This is a genomic window from Pseudomonas frederiksbergensis (assembly GCF_000802155.2).
GTDB lineage: Bacteria > Pseudomonadota > Gammaproteobacteria > Pseudomonadales > Pseudomonadaceae > Aquipseudomonas > Aquipseudomonas frederiksbergensis_A.
In genome coordinates this window covers 99,860-115,795 of sequence record NZ_JQGJ02000012.1, presented here as the reverse complement: position 1 = coordinate 115,795, position 15,936 = coordinate 99,860, and the positions used below count along the sequence as shown (strand labels likewise).

At 59.0% G+C, this 15,936-nt stretch carries 13 protein-coding genes; all 13 read right to left on the bottom strand.

The genetic code is table 11. The annotated features are described in order from the left end of the window. Positions 1-5 precede the first annotated feature (5 nt). Entirely contained in the window at positions 6-1,025 is a 1,020-nt protein-coding gene (fliG, locus tag JZ00_RS20790) for a flagellar motor switch protein FliG (RefSeq protein ID WP_007958288.1), read from the bottom strand. Beyond that, positions 1,018-2,802 carry a flagellar basal-body MS-ring/collar protein FliF gene (gene fliF, locus JZ00_RS20785; protein WP_039593090.1) on the bottom strand — a complete coding sequence of 595 codons (1,785 nt, stop codon included), beginning with the start codon at positions 2,800-2,802 and terminating at the stop codon, positions 1,018-1,020. Before fliF ends, fliG begins: the two co-directional genes overlap by 8 nt. 15 nt (positions 2,803-2,817) lie before the next feature. Further along, entirely contained in the window at positions 2,818-3,144 is a 327-nt protein-coding gene (gene fliE / locus JZ00_RS20780) for a flagellar hook-basal body complex protein FliE (protein WP_003199082.1), read from the bottom strand. 197 nt (positions 3,145-3,341) lie between these two features. Next, on the bottom strand, positions 3,342-4,730 hold the full coding sequence (locus JZ00_RS20775) for a sigma-54-dependent transcriptional regulator (RefSeq protein WP_039593091.1): 1,389 nt from the start codon (positions 4,728-4,730) through the stop codon (positions 3,342-3,344). A 5-nt stretch (positions 4,731-4,735) separates the two neighbouring features. After that, positions 4,736-5,926 carry a sensor histidine kinase gene (locus tag JZ00_RS20770; protein ID WP_200900494.1) on the bottom strand — a complete coding sequence of 397 codons (1,191 nt, stop codon included), beginning with the start codon at positions 5,924-5,926 and terminating at the stop codon, positions 4,736-4,738. A gap of 128 nt (positions 5,927-6,054) precedes the next feature. Continuing rightward, the gene (locus JZ00_RS20765; protein ID WP_039593093.1) at positions 6,055-7,530 is read right to left on the bottom strand and encodes a sigma-54 dependent transcriptional regulator; all 1,476 of its coding nucleotides are present in this window, start codon (positions 7,528-7,530) and stop codon (positions 6,055-6,057) included. Between the two features lie 173 nt (positions 7,531-7,703). Next, positions 7,704-8,000, bottom strand: a complete 297-nt coding sequence (locus JZ00_RS20760) for a flagellar assembly protein FliT (protein WP_039593094.1) — start codon at positions 7,998-8,000, stop codon at positions 7,704-7,706. An 11-nt stretch (positions 8,001-8,011) separates the two neighbouring features. Next, the gene (fliS, locus tag JZ00_RS20755) at positions 8,012-8,407 is read right to left on the bottom strand and encodes a flagellar export chaperone FliS (RefSeq protein WP_039593095.1); all 396 of its coding nucleotides are present in this window, start codon (positions 8,405-8,407) and stop codon (positions 8,012-8,014) included. Positions 8,408-8,539: 132 nt separating this feature from the next. Beyond that, the gene (gene fliD / locus JZ00_RS20750; protein ID WP_039593096.1) at positions 8,540-9,970 is read right to left on the bottom strand and encodes a flagellar filament capping protein FliD; all 1,431 of its coding nucleotides are present in this window, start codon (positions 9,968-9,970) and stop codon (positions 8,540-8,542) included. Between the two features lie 82 nt (positions 9,971-10,052). After that, positions 10,053-10,418 carry a flagellar protein FlaG gene (locus tag JZ00_RS20745; RefSeq protein ID WP_039593097.1) on the bottom strand — a complete coding sequence of 122 codons (366 nt, stop codon included), beginning with the start codon at positions 10,416-10,418 and terminating at the stop codon, positions 10,053-10,055. Positions 10,419-10,490: 72 nt separating this feature from the next. Continuing rightward, entirely contained in the window at positions 10,491-11,339 is an 849-nt protein-coding gene (locus JZ00_RS20740) for a flagellin domain-containing protein (protein WP_039593098.1), read from the bottom strand. Positions 11,340-11,614: 275 nt separating this feature from the next. Further along, the gene (locus tag JZ00_RS20735) at positions 11,615-12,541 is read right to left on the bottom strand and encodes a ketoacyl-ACP synthase III (protein WP_039593161.1); all 927 of its coding nucleotides are present in this window, start codon (positions 12,539-12,541) and stop codon (positions 11,615-11,617) included. Between the two features lie 450 nt (positions 12,542-12,991). Further along, a complete protein-coding gene (locus JZ00_RS20730; protein ID WP_039593099.1) occupies positions 12,992-15,886 on the bottom strand; it encodes a TIGR00180 family glycosyltransferase in 2,895 nt (964 codons plus the stop codon). Between the last annotated feature and the right edge of the window lie 50 nt (positions 15,887-15,936).

The following is a 15,936-nucleotide window of genomic DNA, read 5'->3' as shown; positions in this document are numbered from 1 at the left end:
CGACCTTAGATCATCTCTTCGCCGCCCTTGCCACCGAGCACGATTTCTCCGGCTTCGGCCATACGGCGGGCGATGGTGAGGATTTCCTTCTGTGCGGTTTCCACGTCGCTGACGCGCACCGGGCCCTTGGCCTCGAGGTCGTCGCGCAACAGTTCGGCCGCCCGTTTGGACATGTTCTTGAAGATTTTCTCCTTGACGCCTTCGTCCGAACCCTTGAGGGCCAGGACCAGGACATCGGAGGACACTTCGCGCAACAGTGCCTGGATGCCACGATCGTCGACATCGGCCAGGTTGTTGAACACGAACATGAGGTCTTCGATCTGACCGGACAGGTCTTCGTCGACTTCGCGGATCGAGTCCATCAATTGACCTTCGATCGAACTGTCGAGGAAGTTCATGATGTCCGCCGCGCGCTTGATACCGCCCAAGGTGGTGCGCGAAGCATTGGAGTTGCCCGAGAACTGCTTCTCGAGGATCTGGTTCAATTCTTTCAGGGCCGCCGGCTGCACGGTGTTCAACGACGACACGCGCAGGATGATATCGAGGCGAACCTTATGGTCGAAGTTGCCCAGCACTTCGCCGGCCTGGTCCGGGTCGAGGTACGCCACCACGATCGCCTGGATCTGGGGGTGCTCGTAACGGATCACGTCTGCCACCGCGCGCGGCTCCATCCACTTGAGGCTGTCCAGGCCACTGGTGTTGCCACCCAGCAGGATCCGGTCGATCAAACCGTTGGCCTTGTCCTCGCCCAGCGCCTGGGTGAGCATCTTGCGCACATAATCGTCGGAGCCGACGCCCAGGCTGGTCTGGTCGCCGACGATGTCGACGAACTCGCTCATGACCTGCTCGACCTGCTCGCGGTGCACGTTACCCATCTGCGCCATGGCCACGCCGACGCGCTGGACCTCCTTGGGCCCCATGTGACGCAGCACCTGGGCAGCGTCGGTCGAACCCAGGGACAGCAGCAAGATCGCGGCTTTGTCGACCCGGGACAATTTGGCAACAGCGGCTCGATTATCACTCATCTGCGTTAATCCACTCTTTCACGACCTGGGCCACACGACCCGGATCTTCTGCCACCAGACTCTTGATGGCGTTCAACTGAGCGTCATAGCCTTCGCTCGGGCTTGGCAGCAGGATGCTCTGCGGCCCGCCGAGGCTGACGCGATCGTTGGCCAATTCGCCATCCAGGCCACCCATGCCTCCCAGCTCCACATCGCCCAAGCCTGCCAACTGCTTGTTCTTGCCGCCACCGGTGATGTTGTTGAGTACCGGACGCAACACACCGAACACCAGGATCAGGATAAACAGCACACCCAATACTTGCTTGACCACATCCCAGAACCAGGGTTGCGAATAAAACGGAATGTCGGCGATTTCTTCGCCGCGCTCCAGGGAGAACGGCACGTTGATCACGCTGACACTGTCGCCACGACTGGCGTCGAAACCGACGGCGTCCTGAACCAGGCGAGTGAAGCGCGCCAATTCGTCGGCGCTCCACGGCGCACGGCTGGTTTCGCCGTTGGCCGGGTTGACCTTGACCTGATCGTCCACGACCACGGCGACCGACAGGCGATTCAAACGGCCCTGCTGCTGTTTGGTGTGGCTGATGGAACGGTCGAGCTCGAAGTTCTTGGTGGATTGTTGACGCTTGTCGGCCGGGTACGGTGCCAGCATCGGCTGGCCGGTGGCCGGGTCCATGATCTGCTGGCCGTTGGCATCGATCAGCGGCTGGCCGGGCTGCACCATGCCCGCGGCGGCGGTGGCGCCACCGGTGGTTTGCGGTGCGCTGGCCGGCGATGGCGGCTGGTTGCTCAGGGCACCCGGCACGCCTTGCGGACCATTGCTGGCGGTACGCTGTTCGTTCACCGACTGCTCGCTGCGCAATGCTGGCTGATCCGGATTGAACTGCTCGGAAGTCGATTCGACCGCGCTGAAATCCACATCTGCCGAGACTTCGGCCTTGTAGCGGCCGTTGCCCAGGATAGGTTGCAGGATGTTGTGCACGCGCTGGGTGAACATGCCTTCCATGCGGCGGCTGTAGTCGTATTGCTTGCCGGCCATGGTCAGCTCGGAATTTTCCGCCTGGTCGGACAGCAGGTTGCCCTTCTGGTCGACCACGGTGATTTGCGACTTGCTCAATTCGGGAACGCTGGTCGCCACCAGGTTGATAATGGCAACGACTTGGCCTGGCTCCAGGGAGCGGCCGGAATACAGTTCAACCAGTACCGAAGCACTCGGCTTGCGCTCATCGCGCACGAACACCGAGCTTTTCGGAATCGCCAGATGCACACGGGCGGCCTTGACGTTGTTGAGGCTGGAGATGGTACGCGCCAGTTCGCCTTCAAGGCCGCGACGATAACGAGTCGCTTCCATGAATTGGCTGGTGCCCAGGCCCTGGTCCTTGTCGAGGATCTCGAAACCGATATTGCCATCGGTCGGCGTCACGCCGGCGGCAGCGAGCTTGAGGCGCGCGCGTGCCACATCGTCGGCCTTGACCAGCAAGGCGCCAGAGTTGGGTTCAACGGTGTAGGGAATGTCGGCAGAAGCCAGGGTCTCCATGACTTGCTTGGCATCCATGCCTTCCAGGCTGCCGTACAACGGACGGTAGTCTGGCTGCTGGGACCACAACACGACGGCGAAACCAATCGCCACGCTGGCAGCCAGGCCGACCAACAGGCCCACCTGACGCAGCATGGTCATCTCGGAGAGGTTTTCCAGGAAAGACAGACCGAACAACGGTGGTTTGCCGTCTACCGGAGTGGCCTTGGCTGGAACGTTATCAACGGCTGCTTCTGCCATGACTCAATAATTTCCTTAAACCGGCATCTGCATGATGTCTTGGTAGGCTTGGACCAGTTTGTTGCGTACCTGGGTCAATGCCTGAAACGAGACACTGGCTTTCTGCGAGGAGATCATTACGTCCGTCAGGTCTACGCCACTTTTGCCAATCTCGAAAGCACTGGCCAACTGGTTCGAAGCCTGCTGGGTATCGTTCACTTTATTGACGGCCTGACCGAGCATGTCGGAAAAGCTGCTGCCGCCCACCTGAGGGACAGCTACCGATTTAGGCTGGGCCATGGCGTCCATTTGCATGGCCCGCATGTCCAACATCAATCGATTAAATTCAATACCTTGGCTCATGGTCTATTCTCTCTGGCGGCCCGCGTTTTTTTGACACTTACTCAGCGGGTACATAGGTGTTAGCAACAAGGGTGCCAGCTCCATGGCCGTCAGAAACAAATGCGCGCGCGAGCGCATCCGGCGCTACACGGTTCAACGGTTTTCAGGCATGGGCGTTTCGCACTCATGAGCGGGCCAGCGCCCTTGCGACGGGGGGTTCAACTAGCGAAGAGATAAGCCTCGACGTCCATTCCTGCATCACGCATCTGCGCCAATTTGTAACGTAGGGTACGTGGGCTGATGCCGAGGCGCTCGGCTGCTTCCTTGCGTCGACCACGCTCGGCGCGCAGGGTGTCGATGATCATTTGGAATTCACGGCGACGCAGATCGTCTTCCAAGGCGCCAGCGGTTTCACCGGGCGTATCCAGCATAGAAATTGACGCCGGCGCGGCCGGCAAGGTTGGCAAAGGCGCACATGCCACCGGACCCGCCAGGCAAAAATCCTCGGGCTGGATCAAGCCGCCCTGTTGCAGAATGAGCGCGCGCTGAATGGCGTTATCCAACTCCCGAACGTTGCCGGGCCACGGATAAGCGATCAGGCAAGCCTGGGCTTCTGCGGACAGCCGTGCCGTCGCATGCTTCATTTTATTGACGTGCTTGGCCAGCAGGCGCTCGGCCAGCGGCAGGATATCGGCGGTGCGTTCACGCAACGGACGCCAGGCCAACGGAAAAACCGACAGCCGGTAATACAGGTCTTCTCGGAAACGGCCCGCCGCCACTTCACCCGCCAGGTCGCGGTTGGTTGTCGCCACCACGCGGATATCCAGGCTGATGGGCTTGCGTGCGCCGACCCGCTCCACTTCACGTTCCTGCAATACACGCAACAGCTTGGCCTGCAGGCCCAGCGGCATTTCGGAAATCTCGTCCAGCAAGATAGTGCCGCCGTCAGCCTGTTCAAACTTGCCGGCCTGGGCCGCGATGGCGCCGGTGAACGAGCCCTTCTCATGCCCGAACAACGTTGCCTCGAGCATGTTGTCGGGAATCGCCGCGCAGTTGATGGCAATGAACGGTTCACTGGCGCGACGGGATTGCTGGTGGATATACCGGGCCAACACTTCCTTGCCCGTACCGGACTCGCCGGAAATCAACACGGTTGAATCACTGCGCGCCACCCGCGCAGCCAGTTCCAATAATTGCGCACTGGCCGGCTCGATGGCCACCGGGCCTTCGCCTTCGGCGGCCAGACTGCCCAAGGCATGACGTGCGACCAGGTCCAGCAGCGCCTTGGGCTCGAACGGCTTGACCAGATAGTCCGCCGCACCTTGGCGCATGGCATCCACCGCACGCTCGACCGCACCGTGGGCAGTCATCAACAGGACCGGCAATTGCGGCTGACGGGCGCGCAACAGACCGAGTAATTGATGACCGTCCATGCCCGGCATGTTGACGTCGCTGACGACCAGGCTGAACGGTTCACAAGCGACAGCCTGCAACGCCTCCTCTGCCGAACCGACGGCGGCATAATCATGCCCGGCCAACAGCAGCGTATCGGCGAGCGCCTCGCGCAGGGCGCGATCGTCCTCCACCAGCAAAACCTTGATTGCCATTACCTTCACTCCACCCCTGGCGCACTGGAAAACAGCGGCAGGATGACCAGCGCACACGTGCCGCGTCCCGGCCGCGAGCGCAACTGCAATTCTCCCTGATGGGCACGGGCCACGGCCTTGACCACGGTCAGGCCCAGGCCCGTCCCGGTGGTCTTGGTGGTGAAAAAAGGCTCGCCCAGGCGGGACAACACGGTTGGATCGATACCGCTGCCGTTGTCGCTGACGCACAGGCGCAACGTGTTGCCGCGGGTGTACAGATGGACTTTCAAGCGGACGCCATCGGCGCTGGCCTGGATCGCGTTTTCAATCAGGTTCAACACCGCGCCCACCAGCGTGTCGCGATTACACAGGATCTCGCCCGCATGGCTGTCGCACTGCCAGCGGATCGGCAAATCCTGCACATGGGTCAATGCCGCAGCTTGCAAGGATTGCAGCAATGCCTTGGGCGTCACGCGATCAGTCAACGGCAATTCGCCCCGGGCGAAGACCAGCATGTCGCGCACTTGGTGCTCCAGCTCGTGCAGACGCTCTTTCAAGCGGCCAGCAAAGCGCTGCTGGGTTTCCATGGGCAACCGCTGCTCAGTCAAATGGCTGGCGTACAGCAACGCGGCGGACAGAGGCGTACGGATCTGATGGGCCAGCGACGCCACCATCCGCCCGAGGGAAGACAGGCGTTCGTGGCGGGCGAGTTGATCTTGCAGATGACGGGTTTCAGTCAGGTCATTGAGCAGCACCAATTGCCCGGGCTCGGCGTCCAGCGAACGGGTCGAGATGGACAGGCGACGACCGTCCTTCAGGGAGACTTCATGACCGTCGTCTTCTCGCGGAGCGAAGCAGCGCGCGATGACATGGCGCCAAAGCTGACCTTCCAGCGGCAGCCCGAGCAGCTCGCACGCCGCCGGATTGGCTTCGCGCACAAAACCGTGGGCGTCGATGACAATGACGCCGCCAGGCAATAGATCAAGGAGATTTTGCAGCCGATTGGCCAGGCGTTCTTTTTCCGCCAGTTCCTGCATGCGCTGGGCGCTGACAACCGCCAGCTCACCCTTGAGCTCGGTGACCCGGGCTTCGAGCAAACTGTAGGAGTCAGTCAACTGGCTGGACATCTGGTTAAACAGCGAAAACGCCTGTTCAAGTCCAAGCCGGCTAGCCTGCTCGGCGGACGGCATGTGTCCCGGCTCGGGGACAGGAGACATCAGGGCGGCTTGGGTCATCGTGCTCTCTCGCTTGGCTGACCGTCAGTTAAACGGAACGTTGCGAGGGCAGTAGCAATACCCGTGCCGAAAAAAAACCGCCTGAAATTCAGGCGGTTATAAAACAGGCGTCAATCATCCGCCTGTTCGTCTCCTTCGCGACGGCTCATGCCGTACTTGCGCATCTTTTCCACCAGGGTCGTGCGGCGGATGCGCAGCCGTTCCGCCGCGCGCGCCACGATGCCATTGGCATCGTCCAAGGCCTGCTGGATGAGGCCCTGTTCCAGGCCTCCGAGGTAATCCTTGAGATCCAGGCCTTCCGGCGGCAGCAAGGCATTGCTGGTGAAATCCGGCGTATGGCCGTTGATCGCCACGCGCTCTTCCAGGTCGCTGCGCAGGCTGTCGACCATTTGCTCATCTTCGTCGTCGACGTAGCGGAATTTCTTCGGCAGCTCGGCCACGCCGATCACGCCGTAGGGGTGCATGATCGCCATGCGTTCAACCAGGTTGGCCAGCTCACGGACGTTGCCCGGCCAGCCATGGCGGCACAGGGACATGATCGCCGCCGAGTTGAAGCGGATCGAACCGCGCTTCTCATGCTCCATGCGCGAGATCAGTTCGTTCATCAGCAGCGGAATGTCTTCGACCCGCTCGCGCAGCGGCGCCATCTCGATCGGGAACACATTGAGGCGGTAATAGAGGTCTTCGCGGAAACTGCCGACCTCGATCATGCTCTCCAGGTTCTTGTGGGTCGCGGCGATGATCCGCACGTCGACGCTCTGGGTCTTGTTGCTGCCCACGCGCTCGAACGTGCGCTCTTGAAGTACCCGCAGCAGCTTGACCTGCATCGGCAGCGGCATGTCGCCGATTTCATCGAGAAACAGCGTGCCGCCATTGGCCAATTCGAAACGCCCGGCGCGGCTGGTGATTGCCCCAGTAAACGCGCCCTTCTCGTGACCGAACAATTCGCTTTCCAGCAACTCGGCTGGGATCGCCCCGCAATTGACCGGTACGAACGGCGCTTCGCGGCGCTTGGAATGGTAATGCAGGTTGCGCGCGACCACTTCCTTGCCGGTACCGGACTCGCCCAGGATCAGCACGCTGGCGTCGGTGTCGGCCACCTGCTGCATCATCTGGCGCACGTGCTGGATCGCACGGCTGGTGCCGACGAGGCTGCGGAAAAGATTGGGCTCACGATGCCGACCGCGCTCGCGCGCCTGGTCGTACATCTCGCGATAAACCTGGGCACGGTGCAGCGAATCGAGCAATTTGCTGTAGCTCGGCGGCATTTCCAAGGTGGAAAGTACCCGGCGGCGCTGGTCTTCCGGCAAGTCCAGGGAAGAATTTTCGCCCATTAGCAAAACTGGAAGGAACTCATCCCAGGTTGACAGTGTCTTTAGCAAGCCCAAAAGCGATGCGGGGGCATTTACGGTCCCGATAAGGACGCAAATGACTTCACGACTGGACGACAAGGCGCCGACAGCCTGCTGCCAGTCATGACTGCCGCAGGGTAAATTTTCTTCGCCGAGAAAATTAAGGATCACCGCCAAGTCGCGGCGGCGGACGCTGTCGTCATCGATCAGGAGAATTTTGGTTTCACGCCACATGCAATAGCAACTTCCCTAGTCAACTCAGTGCCCGAATTTGGGGGCAAGCTAGACGCTTGCAGACTTGTCATGCCTGTAGACGCCTGAAATCTGTAAACAGCCACTAGTTAAGTCAAAAAATCGTGCACAGTCAAATTTATGGCGCACTTTGTTCGGATTAAATGAAAATTAAATCATCCGAACAGGTTGTAAACCTTCGCCGCGTTCTGTGACTGATGCACCTGCGACATTTCGTTCACGATCGCCTGACGCTCCCCAGTCGCCGCCTCCAGCAATTGCCGGTACACCCCCAGCAACTCTTCCAGATTGTTACGCAACGCCGCCTCGTCCACCTCGGACTCGCTCATGACGTCTTCCATGCAGGAACGGCACGCCAGGTCCAATTGACCGATGGCTTCCCAATTGCGCTCAGCCAAGGCGCCAACCAAGGCATCGCGGGTTTGTTCTATGCGCTGCAGGACAAGACTCATGAGCATATTCCTCAGAATTGCGGACCAGGCGTGGCAATGGCATCCCAGCCTTCCTTGACCGTGCGAAGCAGATCGGCGACTTCGTCGAGGATCTTCGGATCGGCCTTGACGTTGGCCTCGGCCAGACGTTTCATCATGTACGCGTAAAGAGCATCCAGTTCAGCAACCGACTCGGCCCGATTTTCCAGGTCCAGGCCTTCACGCAAACCACCGACGATGCCGATGGCCTTGCTGATCAGGATGCCTCTGTTTGCGATATCCTTGCGCTCCATGGCGCCCTTGGCCTGGGCGATACGGTCCAGCCCGCCCTCCATGAGCATCTGCACAAGACGATGGGGACTTGCTTCGGAGGTTTGCGCCTGGGCGCCAATCTTCTGGTATTGGCGAAGGGCTAACATCGGATTCATGTTCTACCTCATCAAAAAACTTCGGTTCGTATAAACAGCGTATCGACGCTGCGTCAAAAAACTTTAGACCGAAAAGCCGAAAGCCCGGAACGTTGTCAAAACGTTGCCGGGCTTTTTTGCGTCTGTCGAAAATCAACTGTTTTTCTGTTGTGCCGTCAGCGCTTCGAACATCGAGGTGATGTTACTGGCAGTCGCTTTGAGCTTCCCGACCAGAGTGTCCATGTCGTTGTACTTTTTGGTCAGCGTGGCAGTCAATGTCTCGACCCGGCGATCCAGAGCCTCCTGATCAGCCTTCAGCCGCGTCTGGGTCCTGTTCAGCGCCGTGGTGCGCTGATCGAGGATACCGCCGGTCTGACTGTAGGGTTCGATAGCTTTGCCCATGCGTTCCAGCAAGCCGTTGGTGCCAGTGAACAAGGTCTGCACTTCGCCGCTTAGCTTTTTATCGTTCATCGCTGCGCTGAACTTGACGCTATCGAAGTTCAGTGCGCCGGTCTTCTGGTCGGTGGTGATACCCAGTTGGGCCAGCGCTGTGAGCTTGTCCCCAGAGCCCGTCTCGGACAAGGGAGTACGAATCGCCGCCAACAGCGAGCGAGGCAACGCATCGCCAGTCAATTTGGCCGATACCGTCGGGTTGCCATCATCGTCGAGCGACGGCTTGGTCAGTGCGGTGATGCTGTTAGCGACTGCGTTATAGGCATCGACGAATTTCTGAATCGAGGCTTTCAGGCCATCGTTGTTCGGCGCCACGGTAACGGTTGAAGTGCCGCCATCGGCTACTCCGAGCAAATTCAACGTCAATCCGGAAATCGCCGTGCTGACCGTATTACTCTTACTGGTCAGCACCATGCCATCGACGGTGAAGTTGGCATCCTGGGCCAGGGCACCGATGGCGCCCGCCGAAGTGGCCGTCAGCGCGGTATTGCCAGCGCCCACAACGTTCGTGCCATCGATCTCCAGCCCCGCGATGCCGCTCACCGAGATATCGGAACCTGCACCGGTCGTGGTCGAACCCAACACCAGGCGCGAACCAAAGGAGTCGGTGATGATGTTCGCACTGACTCCGGCAGCCTTGAGCGAAGAGTCGGCGTTGATCGCGTCTCGAACCGATTGCAAGGTGGAGCCATCCGGCACATTGAGGTTGTAGTTGTTACCGCCCTGCGAGATGGTCATCGTACCCGTGGGAATGGCACTGGTCGTACCACCCGCGAAGGCCGCCGAAGTGACCTTGGACGCAGTGGCCAGGTTGGTGACTTTGATGGCGTAAGTGCCATTCACCGCCGTGTTGCTGGCGGTAGCCGTGAGAACACCGGGAGCTGAAGATGTCGCAGCAAAACCTGAGAATTGCGGGGTCGTTGTGCTGGACAAGTCCTTCATGGCGGTATTGAAAGCTGCCAACAATGACTTCAGGGTACCCACCCCGGAAATGCTGTTGGTAGTCGTCGTTGTCGCTCGGGTGATCTGACCTTGCTTGGCGGCCTTGTCGGAATCGACCAGCGCCTTGACGATCGCAGTGGTATCGAGGCCAGAGCCTAGACCCAAGCCAGGTAGAATTGGACTTGCCATGTGGGACTCCCTTCAGTGTGTCGCCGGCCTTTTGACCTTTACAACGCCCAAAAGAACATAACAACAAAATTCGTGCCGGCTGTCAGGCTTCAGCGCTGAACAACAAGCTGTTTGCATCATTCAAACTGTTGGCCAGTTTCAGAACTTCTTCGTTCGGGATCTGGCGAATCACTTCACCGGAGCCACTGGCAATCACTTTGACTACTACTTTGCCTGAAGGCTCATCAATAGAGAACTCCAGGTTGCGCTTGACCGACTGGACGAACTTCTCGATTTCCTGAACGGCCTTCTTGAGTTTGTCCTGCTCGGCGGCAGCGTCTTTAGGCGCTTGCTTGACCGGGGTTACGGTAGCAACGTCGGCTTGAGGCTTCTCCACGGGCTTGTCGACCACGGTGGGTGCCGGCTTCGCCGCTGGATAAGACAAGTTCAGCTTCACGCTCATATCCATGTCCATCACCTCTTGAACGGAAAAAGCGAGAGAGCACGCAAGCGCACTCCCCCGCTAAAACTCATCCGGCTATTACTGAAGGAGCTTCAGTACAGCGGATGGCAGTTGGTTGGCCTGGGCCAGAACCGAGGTAGACGCTTGCTGCAGAGTCTGCTGCTTGGTCAGTTGTGCAGTTTCAGCAGCGAAGTCGGTATCTTGTACGCGACCCAGTGCAGCACTGGCGTTTTCGTTGATGTTCTGCAGGTTGGAGATAGTGCTGTTCAGACGGTTCTGGGCAGCACCGAGGTCCGCACGAGCACTGTTGATGGTGTCGATGGCGCTGGTGATTGCGTCCATGGCGGCCGAGAAGTTGGTTTCAGCAGTAGCGCTGTCGGAACCAACGATGGTGATCGCCGAGTCAACACCCAGAGTTGCAGCGTCGAAGCTGGCGCTCAGAGTCAGAGTGATCTGGTTGTCAGAACCGTTGTTCGAACCGACCTGGAAGGTCATGGTGCTAGCGGTACCGTCAAGCAGGTTCTTGCCGTTCAGGTTGGTGCTGTTGGCGATACGGGTGAGTTCGTCGCTCATCTGCGAGAACTCTTTGTTCAGAGCGATACGGTCATCTGCGCTGTTGCTGTCGTTACGTGCCTGGATGGCCAGTTCACGCATACGTTGCAGAATGTTGGTCTGCTCTTGCATCGCGCCTTCAGCGGTCTGCGCCATGGAGATACCGTCGTTGGCGTTTTTGATCGCCATGTTTTGACCGCGGATTTGCGAGGTCATACGGGTAGCGATCTGCAGGCCAGCGGCGTCGTCTTTGGCGCTGTTGATTTTCAGGCCGGAAGACAGGCGGGTCATCGAAGTGGACAGAGCATCGGAAGCCTTGTTCAGGTTCTTCTGAACGTTCAACGATGTGACGTTAGTGTTTACTGTTAAAGCCATGACGAATTCCTCGTTGGTTGGGTACTGCGGCTTCCGGCCCTGGCAACCGCCGGGTGTGGCCTAGAGAACCTTCGTAATAGTTATCGTCGGGTTGGGGACTTGCTTGAGGGCTTTTTTTAAAAAATTTACTAGCAGACTGCCACCCCTTGTGAAACAAGGGTTTAGCGATGGATAAAGGCCCGAAAAATGGCGCCAATAAACCGCAGGACATGGTCAGGGGCAAAAAAATAGCGCTTCAGGCGAACCTGAAGCGCTATCAGAAGGAGAGGATCGGATCAGTCGCGATAGAGAATCGCCGAGCCCCACGACAGGCCAACACCGAAACCGCTGATCGCCACGCGCTTCCAGTCGGCATCCAGGACGTGCTTTTCCAGCAACAGCGGAATGCTCGACGACACGGTATTGCCGGTCTCGACCATGTCCTTGATGAATTTCTCAGGCTCACCCTCGAAACGCCGTGCAACGGCATCGACGATAGCCGCACTCCCCTGATGGATGCAGAACGCGTCGATATCACTGGCTTGCAATGACGATTCGTTCAGCAGTTCATGCAAATGAGCCGGCACTTTCAGTAAGGCGAAGTTGAAGACCTGGCGACCATTCATGAAAAACACACCGTCGCTCACCTTCAGGTGCGGCGCACCGGAACCGTCAGTCCCGAACTTGGACTTGCCCAACTGCCAGTTGGCCCCTTCTGCCATCCAAGTGGCCGTGGCGGCGTCGCCGAAGAGCATGGTGGTGTTGCGGTCTTCAGGGTCGACGATTTTCGAATAGGGGTCAGCGGTGACCAGTAACCCGTTTTTCAGCCCTGCAGCCTCCATGAAGCCTTTCAGGGCATAGATGCCATAGACATAGCCCGAGCAGCCCAGGGATATGTCGAACGCCGCCACATGGGTCGGCAGCCCGAGTTTGTCCTGCACGATGGCGGCCGTGTGCGGCAATCCTTCCTCATCACCGTTCTGGGTGACGACGATCAGCGCGTCAATCGATTCGCGCGAAAGCTGTGGGTTGTTGGCGAACAGCGCGTTCACTGCTTCGACACACAGGTCCGATGTTTCCTGATCAGCGTCTTTGCGCGGCAGGAACGCCGAACCAATCTTGCCGAGGATGAACTCTTCATCCTTCTCGAATTTGGCACCCTGAGCGTAGTTATCCACACCAGCGGTCGGCACATAACTCGCTATGCTTTTTATGCCAATCATCATGGCTTCCCGATCATGTACTGCGACTAGGTTCACCCCCAAAAGCTCAGGGGCGCTTCAAAATGGTTGATTTCCGAGGGCGGAAGCCTTGCCAGGCGAACGAACGGGCCTCCACTCCGGGGAATACAATACAGTGAAGATGCACTTTATGACCTATGCGTCACGCTGTTTTGTCCTCAAGGGGCATTTTTTCATGACAAATGAAGCAGTGTCATTTCTCGCGATCGGATTGGACACCGGACAGGAATGTAGGGGATGGCGATGCAATTGTGTGAGAGCGACGGTAGATTTACCTGCCGTACCCGGTGGAAAACTGCAGAAGGCGTTTGATTAATTGTGGCGGGGGAGCTTGCTCCCGCTTGAGTGCGAAGCGCTCACAAAAGGGGCTGCTTCACAGCCCAGCGGGAGCAAGCTCCCTCGCCACGATTCATCCGCACGGTTATGCGGCGGTTAGTTCAGCAAGTCGGTCCAAGGTACGTTGCGCACCGGTCCGAGGGTAAAACCCGCACCTTGCAGCGCCAGGTTGCCGTTGTAGAACCGGTCCTGGGCGAACGCCCCGGACCACTTCTCACGCAGCGCCGCAAGCGCCTGCGGCGTACTCACCAGCACGCCGGGCTGGATCACTTGCACATGCGGCGTCCATACCGTCAGATAACCTGCCTGGCCAACCCGGAGGCACAAGTCGACGTCACCCAGCGCATCGTCGAACAATGCCGTATCAATGCCGTCGGCCGCTTCGAACAATTGCTTGGCAATCATCAGGCAGGCGAAAGACACCGCCGAACAGTTCTGCTCGACTACCAACCTGTTCATGTAGCCCCGGACGGTCTTCGGCTCACCGACGAAAGCCGAGCCGACTGTGTCGTTCAGTCCCAGGATCAGGCCAGCCTGGGCGATGCTTCCATCGCGCTCGACCAGCTTGGCGCCGACCACGCCGACCTCCGGGCGCAACACTTGATTGAGCAGCGATTCGATCCAGTTGACGTTGACCACTTCGCTGTCAGCCGCCAGCGTCACCAAGTAGTCGCCCTTGGCTTCCTGGCTCACAGCGTTAATCAGGGTCCCCGTCGCGACGCCCGCGTCGATATCCAGCAACCGGACGCGACCGGCCTGGTGCCCCTGACCGTCGAGCCAGGTGCGCAGCACCGAATGGTTAGCGGTCGGGGTGGGGACCAGCACTTCGTAGCGCTGATATCGAGTGCGCTGCAGGACGCTGAGCAAACAACGTTGCAACGCTGTCAGATCGCCAATGCCGTGGACAATGATCGACACCATCGGGCGGACGGCAAAGCGATAGTCGATCTTATGCGTCCCCGGCACCACTGAGCTTACGTCAGCTTGATAGCCACGAACCGCCAGGTGACGCAGCAGTGTCTTGCGCTCATCGGCGTTGTTTTCCGCCGGTGGCGCCTGGCAGACCAGCAGGGGCTCATCCAGATGAGCAAGCCCTTCCAGTCCGTCCTGCTCGATCAGACGCAACAGTAGGTCGAACTCCATCGCGTTCTTGAATTCACGCGAATAACCGCCAAGCTTCAGGAATGTCTCGCGGCGGATCAGCCAATGACGGGCCATCAACGCCGGGTTGCTTTGCAGCAAGTCCAAGTTGAACCCAGGCCGGAATACATCAGCCAAGGTCCCGTCCGGCTGGCGCTGGAACTCGTCCATTGCCACGGCCTGGCACTGCCCAGCGTCCAGTAGCTCCAAACCCGCGCGGAACAGGCCTCCCGGCGTGACTTCATCGCCGGCTTCGGCCATGACCACCCAATCGCAATCGATCTGGTTGACCACCTGATTGATCTTCTCGACGTAATTGCTTTCGTTGACCTTGACGAAATGCAGGACGTTTTGTGGCGTCGTCTCGGCCGGCAGGTCGCCGGTGGTGAACACCACAATCTTGAACGCCCGGCAGTAGCCGTTGATTATGCTGTCGAAGGTGGCCTGCATCTTGAAAATGTCGGCTTCCAGATCGAGGATCAAAATACCGAAGGTAGGTCCACCGTTGCGAGCGGCCAGGTATTGGGACACTTTCTGAGCTTCACTGGCACTCGGTTCGCGCGCCTCGAGCCAACGCAGCAATTGACCGGAGCGCGTGGCGTCGAACAACCTCGCGGTATTTTCAAACGCCGAAGCCTTGAGTCGTTGGTCCCAGGCCTGAAGCATCTGCACGTAGCGCGTGTCACCCTTGGCCTGCATGAGCCCGAGCAATTGCTTCACCAGATCCTGATTGAATGCATAGCTCAAAAAAGCCCTCGCCAGCTGTTCATCAAGCGGTTCGGCACTGGTATTGCGCTGAGGGCGCGACAGTTCTTTCTGCCTGAGCATGACCGCTTCCAGCTCTCTCAGCTGCACCTGTCCGCTTGGCGCCGCATGAATCAGGAATTCCAGCGCCGCGAGCACATCGAAGAAAGCCTGGTTGTAAAAAGGCAACTCAACGTACTGCGTCGGCTCGAAACGTCGGATCGGTTCGCCACGCCGCGAATCCCAGGTCGATTCGAACAGTTTCCCAGCCTGCGGCGCCGAACGCTCGACCAGCTTCTTGAGTATGGCCCGGGCATGTTCCAGCGCCGAATCATCCATACCAGAAGCGCTGGTCAGCATCGTGGCCATGCGTTCCTGTTCAGCGACGGCTCGCAAGTCCTCGGTACCAGGCGCCGTGCCGACGGGGTTGCATGGCTTCGCCACGCGACTACGCTCGTTTACGCCATGGGGAATGTCCAGCAAGCGGACCCTTGCATCCGTCACCAACCCAAGGGAATGACCAGCCTCCTGCAACCGAGAGTCAAAATCGGCGGGCAACGAAGCGTAGCTGCGCCGCAGGGTTTCAGTGCGTGTCACCGCGTTAACCAGTGAAGGACAATCTTCAGCAAACACCGTCAGCCGAGCTTCGGCCGATGCGCCGGGGTAATCTTCGCAGCCCTTGCGATCGAGCAAATAATAGTCGACACGGTCGGCATGGGCCTCGAACGCCAGGCTGTAGCCTTGGCATACGCCATATTCAGCATGCGCCTCCAGGAAACTCAACGATTGTTCGAGCGCCTGGGGTAGCAGGAAACTTTCGGCATCGGCAATCGCCAGGTAAGGCGTGGCAACGCGCTCGAGGGCCTGGCGAACCTTTTCGCCGAAGCCGCGCGCCTCAGGCGCATGCAGGCACTGCACGCCGGGGAATGCCATCGAGATACTGCCATCGATCCGGCTTGATGAGTCAACCACCAACACGGCGAATGAACTGTCGCGGTAATAGCGCAACGCCCGCCGCAGGGCGGTCGACTGGTCATGAGCAAGCAGTACCAGCGTAAACCGTTCACTCAACGGCGCAGTCGTTCCTGTTGGGACATTGCTTTGCATATTCATTCCTTAACAAGTGGGTGGCCGCATCAGCGACACCGGGAGTTTCG

Coding starts and splice junctions, on each gene's coding strand:
- fliG (WP_007958288.1), bottom strand. CDS start 1,025: ATGAGTGATAATCGAGCCGCTGTTGCCAAATTGTCCCGGGTCGACAAA.
- JZ00_RS20730 (WP_039593099.1), bottom strand. CDS start 15,886: ATGCAAAGCAATGTCCCAACAGGAACGACTGCGCCGTTGAGTGAACGG.
- JZ00_RS20775 (WP_039593091.1), bottom strand. CDS start 4,730: ATGGCAATCAAGGTTTTGCTGGTGGAGGACGATCGCGCCCTGCGCGAG.
- fliS (WP_039593095.1), bottom strand. CDS start 8,407: ATGAATCCGATGTTAGCCCTTCGCCAATACCAGAAGATTGGCGCCCAG.
- JZ00_RS20765 (WP_039593093.1), bottom strand. CDS start 7,530: ATGTGGCGTGAAACCAAAATTCTCCTGATCGATGACGACAGCGTCCGC.
- JZ00_RS20735 (WP_039593161.1), bottom strand. CDS start 12,541: ATGATTGGCATAAAAAGCATAGCGAGTTATGTGCCGACCGCTGGTGTG.
- fliF (WP_039593090.1), bottom strand. CDS start 2,802: ATGGCAGAAGCAGCCGTTGATAACGTTCCAGCCAAGGCCACTCCGGTA.
- JZ00_RS20745 (WP_039593097.1), bottom strand. CDS start 10,418: ATGGATATGAGCGTGAAGCTGAACTTGTCTTATCCAGCGGCGAAGCCG.
- fliD (WP_039593096.1), bottom strand. CDS start 9,970: ATGGCAAGTCCAATTCTACCTGGCTTGGGTCTAGGCTCTGGCCTCGAT.
- JZ00_RS20770 (WP_200900494.1), bottom strand. CDS start 5,926: ATGTCTCCTGTCCCCGAGCCGGGACACATGCCGTCCGCCGAGCAGGCT.
- JZ00_RS20760 (WP_039593094.1), bottom strand. CDS start 8,000: ATGAGTCTTGTCCTGCAGCGCATAGAACAAACCCGCGATGCCTTGGTT.
- fliE (WP_003199082.1), bottom strand. CDS start 3,144: ATGAGCCAAGGTATTGAATTTAATCGATTGATGTTGGACATGCGGGCC.
- JZ00_RS20740 (WP_039593098.1), bottom strand. CDS start 11,339: ATGGCTTTAACAGTAAACACTAACGTCACATCGTTGAACGTTCAGAAG.